Origin of the sequence: Vibrio sp. 10N.222.48.A3, from assembly GCF_041475345.1 — a bacterium.
Taxonomy (GTDB): Bacteria; Pseudomonadota; Gammaproteobacteria; order Enterobacterales; family Vibrionaceae; genus Vibrio; species Vibrio tasmaniensis_A.
In genome coordinates, this window is sequence record NZ_JBFRVX010000146.1 from 1 (window position 1) to 4,801 (window position 4,801).

At 45.3% G+C, this 4,801-nt stretch carries 6 protein-coding genes and 1 pseudogene; 4 read left to right on the top strand and 3 right to left on the bottom strand.

Annotated features, from left to right (window positions below; genetic code table 11):
• Both AB4653_RS05460 and AB4653_RS05465 read right to left on the bottom strand, forming a co-directional pair.
• Nucleotides 1-762, bottom strand: a 762-nt coding sequence (locus AB4653_RS05460) for an AI-2E family transporter (RefSeq protein WP_372103517.1), incomplete at its 3' end; no start/stop codon positions are given.
• On the bottom strand, nt 755-994 hold the full coding sequence (locus tag AB4653_RS05465; protein ID WP_009847381.1) for a sulfurtransferase TusA family protein: 240 nt from the start codon (nt 992-994) through the stop codon (nt 755-757). The genes AB4653_RS05460 and AB4653_RS05465, both read right to left, overlap by 8 nt.
• Nucleotides 995-1,172: 178 nt before the next feature.
• Here AB4653_RS05465 and AB4653_RS05470 point away from each other — a divergent pair, with 178 nt between their 5' ends.
• The 4 genes from AB4653_RS05470 to AB4653_RS05485 all read left to right on the top strand — a co-directional run bounded on the left by AB4653_RS05470 (nt 1,173) and on the right by AB4653_RS05485 (nt 4,135).
• Complete coding sequence (locus AB4653_RS05470; protein WP_009847382.1) at nt 1,173-2,627, top strand: M48 family metallopeptidase; 1,455 nt, start codon at nt 1,173-1,175, stop codon at nt 2,625-2,627.
• Between the two features lie 123 nt (nt 2,628-2,750).
• On the top strand, nt 2,751-3,101 hold the full coding sequence (arsC, locus tag AB4653_RS05475; protein ID WP_009847383.1) for an arsenate reductase (glutaredoxin): 351 nt from the start codon (nt 2,751-2,753) through the stop codon (nt 3,099-3,101).
• Between the two features lie 6 nt (nt 3,102-3,107).
• On the top strand, nt 3,108-3,701 hold the full coding sequence (gene wrbA / locus AB4653_RS05480) for an NAD(P)H:quinone oxidoreductase (RefSeq protein ID WP_009847384.1): 594 nt from the start codon (nt 3,108-3,110) through the stop codon (nt 3,699-3,701).
• A complete protein-coding gene (locus AB4653_RS05485) occupies nt 3,698-4,135 on the top strand; it encodes a DUF2069 domain-containing protein (protein ID WP_009847385.1) in 438 nt (145 codons plus the stop codon). Before wrbA ends, AB4653_RS05485 begins: the two co-directional genes overlap by 4 nt.
• Before the next feature lie 115 nt (nt 4,136-4,250).
• On the opposite strand, the pseudogene AB4653_RS05490 reads toward AB4653_RS05485, so the two are convergent.
• A pseudogene (locus AB4653_RS05490) lies at nt 4,251-4,801 on the bottom strand (DUF2066 domain-containing protein); the annotation flags it as partial.

Sequence of the window (4,801 nt, forward strand, 5' to 3'; positions counted from 1 at the left end):
ATAAGGAATCAATACCGAGAAGCCGACCGCGACAGCCAGCAGTGCTGAATAACGTAAATCCAGAATCGCAAAGGTTACGTAGCTGACACCACCGACGATCAAAATCTCAAGCACCTTACCGCGAATGTAATTTGAGATTTGTTGGTTCATCTCTACCCAAACCTTGGTCGCTAGACGACGGTTCTTAGGCAGAACACCACTAGCCATACTGATCATCTCTTCTTTGTCTTTCAAAAGGAAGAAAATCAGCAGCGGTACAAGAATCAGGTAAACCGCAAGCGTCGCCAAACTAACAAGAGAAGCTAAAGAGCCCTTCACAACGCTTTCGCCAAAGCCTAATGCTTTGTTTTTCGCATTAGACACAATCGATTCAACGATCTGCAGGTTTGCTAGTTCAGGGTAACGCTCAGGGATGGTTGCGATGAACTTCTGTAAGCCACCATACATGCTTGGAATATCATTGATAAGGTTACCTACCTGTTCCCAAATCGTTGGTACTAGACCAAACAGCGCAAGTAACATCACGCTAAAGAACATTAAAATCACCAACATCACTGATGGGGTTCTTGGAACACCGAGTCTTTGAAGTTGAGTAACCGGCCACTCAAGCAGATAAGCCAAAACAATAGCCACCAAAAGTGGGGCAATGAGGTGACCAAAGAAGTAGATCGTAATAAAGCCGAAGAGAATGATGGCAACCAAGCTGACAGCATGGGGATCAGAGAAACGTCGTTTATACCAACGATTGACCATTTCAAGCATTTGACTGCAATTCCTTTTTAGTGACGAGGAGATGATAGTAATTAGAGCAAACCTCTACGATGACGTCATAGGCTTGCTTTGACAAAAAAGTAACAATATCTTTCATCGAGCTGTTATCAGAGACATAAATTGACAATGATTGCCCTACTTCTAACTTTACACTGTGACGCTTGGCTAATAATAGTGCCATTGGACAGCGCTCTTGGCGTAAATCTAGAATATTAGGTGTCATTCTTTAGCTCGATGCTTATTATAAGGGTCGTATTGTAATCTGTTTTTGAAAACGCGCCATCATTCATTCATCTTCCTTCATGATAGCGCACGCACTTGGTAAAGGTTACATCAGATAGAGAACCAATTTGCATTGCACTTGTCTTACTGTCAGAAGAAACGGAGTATTACTGACTAATATGTTTAAACGCGCTCGCTCAATTGCTTGCTTATGCATCGCAGCTACATTAAGCACTCCAACGTTGGCAAATACCAATGGTTTGGAGCTACCCGATATCGGCACCGCGGCAGGCGGCACACTCACTATCGACCAAGAACTTATCTATGGTGATGCCTACATGCGCATCATCAGAAGCAGCCAGCCTATCGTAAACGACCCGGTTCTAAACCAATACATTGACACGCTTGGCCATCGCCTTGTCGCGAACGCAAATGATGTAAAGACACCTTTTCAGTTCTTTATGATCCGTGACCGAAACATCAACGCTTTTGCTTTTTTTGGTGGTTATGTTGCTTTGCACTCAGGTTTGTTCTTGCATGCACAGTCTGAAAGTGAACTCGCTTCCGTATTGGCGCACGAAATCGCGCACGTTACCCAGCGTCACTTAGCACGTAGTATGGAAGATCAAGCTCGCCGCTCTCCTGCAACCATCGCAGCACTGGCCGCTTCTGTATTATTAGCGATTGCAGCACCAGAAGCCGGTATCGCAGCTATCACTGCAACAACTGCTGGTAACATGCAAAGCCAAATAAACTACACCCGAAGTAATGAAAAAGAAGCCGACCGCTTTGGCATCAACACGCTGGCAAAAGCAGGGTTCGATGTAAACGCGATGCCACGTTTCTTTGGCCGCTTAGCTGATGAATACCGCTATGCAAGCACACCGCCACCAATGCTATTAACTCACCCATTGCCTGAAGACCGAATCACAGATTCACGCGCCCGTGCTCGCAGCTATACCCCACTAAAACTGGCTCCGTCACTGGATTACCATTTAGCAAGAGCCCGGATTGTTGCGCGCTATGCAGGGATTAATAATGATGCAGCTCTTGATTGGTTTGAGCGAAAGCTGAAGAAAGCCCCCAAAGCCTTGGTTCCATCATTAGAGTATGGGCAAGCACTGGTTTACCTAGATTCAAAAAAATTAGATAAAGCAGAACCAATTCTGACCAAGCTGATGAATAGCGACCCAACCAACTTGTTCTATCTGGATGCTATTTCAGATCTGCACATTGAACAGAAAAAGCCTGAGATTGCGATTAAAGAACTTAAGTCAGCACTTGAGCGTCAACCAAACAACTCAGTTCTAACCATAAACTACGCCAATGCACTGATCGAAAATGAAGACCTACAGGAAGCCGTTCGCGTGTTGCAACGTTACACGCACGATAACCCGAACGACACCAATGGGTGGTACCTGCTTTCAAAGGCAAATACAAACCTTGGTAACAGCGATGAAGAACTGTCTGCTAGGGCAGAGATCTTGGCACTGCAAGCCAACTGGAACAAAGCGATTCAGTACTACACGCAGGCGAGCCAAATCGCAGAACTAGGCAGCCTAAAACAAGCACGTTATGACGCTCGAATTGATCAACTAATGATACAGCGCGAACGCTTCTTATCGTTGCAATAAGTATAATGACTGGTAGCGAAGCTCGTTGCCAAAATACAAAGAAAGCTCAACGTTACACAATAAGAAGCCACTCAGTTGGCTTCGGCTGAACTATTAAATCAAAAATAATAATGAGGAAGAACCATGTCTGTCGTGATTTATCATAACCCACGCTGCTCAAAGAGCCGTCAAACTCTCGAACTGCTTGAAGCAAACGGCGTACAACCAGAGGTGATCAAATACCTAGATGCGCCTTTGACTGTTGAACAGCTGAAAGTGCTTTTCACTCAGCTTGGTTTTGAGAGTGTTCGCGACATGATGCGTACCAAAGAAGCGGATTACAAAGAAGCGAACCTTGGTGACGCATCAGTGACTGATGAAGATCTTTTCGCTGCAATGGCAACGAATCCAAAACTGTTTGAACGTCCAGTGGTTGTCGCGAACAACAAAGCAAAAATTGGTCGTCCACCAGAACAAGTACTAGAGATTCTGTAATCCAATATGAGCATCAACATTCTTGTTCTCTACTATAGTCGACACGGCAACACCCAAGCGCTAGCAAGGCAAATCGCTCGAGGGGTGGAATCCATCCCGAACTGCGAAGCCATGCTAAGAACGGTGAACAACGTGTATACGGTAGAAGAGCAGCCGGATTCGCGCTATCAACCAACAGATCCTATTGCGACCTTACAAGATCTCCGTTCTTGCGATGGTTTAGCACTCGGCAGCCCAGTATGGTTTGGCAATATGGCTGGGCCAATGAAGCACTTTTGGGATAGCACAACATCGTTATGGATTAATGGCGATCTCATCGATAAACCAGCTTGTGTATTTACTTCCTCTTCATCACTACATGGTGGTCAAGAGACGACACAGCAAAGCATGATGCTGCCTCTACTTCATCATGGCATGTTAGTCGTGGGCATCCCCTATTCAGAACCTGCGCTGCACACCACTCAAACCGGTGGCACACCTTACGGTGCAAGCAGCACTGGAGAGAGCGCTTCATTAAGCAAAGAAGAAATTGAGTTGGCGAAAAACCTAGGCAAACGCGTAGCGCGCATCGCTATTAACCAGAAGGGAATGCCTCAATGATGTATATGTCAGAGAGACCGATGTCTCCCAAAACCAAGCTATTTCGCTACCTTGCTTTAACGGGCAATTTGTCGCTTTTATTCTGGGTGGTTGCTTGGCAGATGACACTTTCACCGCACCCTCACCTCAGTAATGTAACACTGGCGATTGCTTGGGCTATACCGCTGTTACTACCATTACCGGGAATATTATCGGGCAAGCCTTATACGCATGCTTGGGCGAATTTCGTCTTAATGCTCTACTTCCTACACGCGTTAACTATTATGTATGTAGACGGTGGAGAGCGCTTGTTAGCCGCTGTAGAACTGCTTTTGACGACTCTAGGCTTCGCAGGCAATATATTATTTACCCGTTTTAGAGCCAAAGAGTTAGGCATCAAGTTGAAGCGCCTTTCCGAAGTAGAAAAGAAAGAGAAAGCTAAGTTCGAACAATAATATTGGTTCGATGCTCTAGATCTGACATGACAACAGATAAACAAAAAGCCCTGCGAGATTTCTCTTGCAGGGCTTTTTTCGTGATTTCATATCAATCTGTCATGTCGGTAGACGATTACGAGCGAACCCATTCGTATACTAAGCTTGGCTTAGCGTGCACTGGCGCTGTGACTGGTAGCGCTTCCTCATCAGATTCACCTAGCGTCACCTCAGTTGTATTTGTTAGCTCAGCACCTGTAGATAACTCACTGCCTTTCATCACTTGAACGCTTGGGGTAGTTTCATTGCCCATCGCATCAGTAACAACAGCAGAGTCATCGCCTACAGACATAATGTTATCTTGCGCTTCAAATTCTGGGCTCACTTCAGGTTCGATATAAGACTCTTCAACCTTCGCGACTTGGCGAATGCTTTCAACTTCTTGTTCAAACTCTTGTTGGGTCGATAACAAATGAATTCGGAACGTCACTTCATTGTTTTGAATTTGTAGAATATCTAAGCTTGCCACCGAGTTTAGACGCTTCAGTGCATTCTCCAATTGGAAGAAGTCTTGCGCGTTATTCAGGCTGATAAACTGCGTTAAGATTGATTCCGAAGATTCACTCGCCACCGTTACTGCACTCTTACTCGCGTAGTAGTTACTGATTTGGTCAACAAGCTTCTTAG

Excerpts from the sequence above, each read along its gene's own strand:
- AB4653_RS05465 (WP_009847381.1), bottom strand. The coding sequence starts at position 994 with ATGACACCTAATATTCTAGATTTACGCCAAGAGCGCTGTCCAATGGCA.
- AB4653_RS05470 (WP_009847382.1), top strand. The coding sequence starts at position 1,173 with ATGTTTAAACGCGCTCGCTCAATTGCTTGCTTATGCATCGCAGCTACA.
- arsC (WP_009847383.1), top strand. The coding sequence starts at position 2,751 with ATGTCTGTCGTGATTTATCATAACCCACGCTGCTCAAAGAGCCGTCAA.
- wrbA (WP_009847384.1), top strand. The coding sequence starts at position 3,108 with ATGAGCATCAACATTCTTGTTCTCTACTATAGTCGACACGGCAACACC.
- AB4653_RS05485 (WP_009847385.1), top strand. The coding sequence starts at position 3,698 with ATGATGTATATGTCAGAGAGACCGATGTCTCCCAAAACCAAGCTATTT.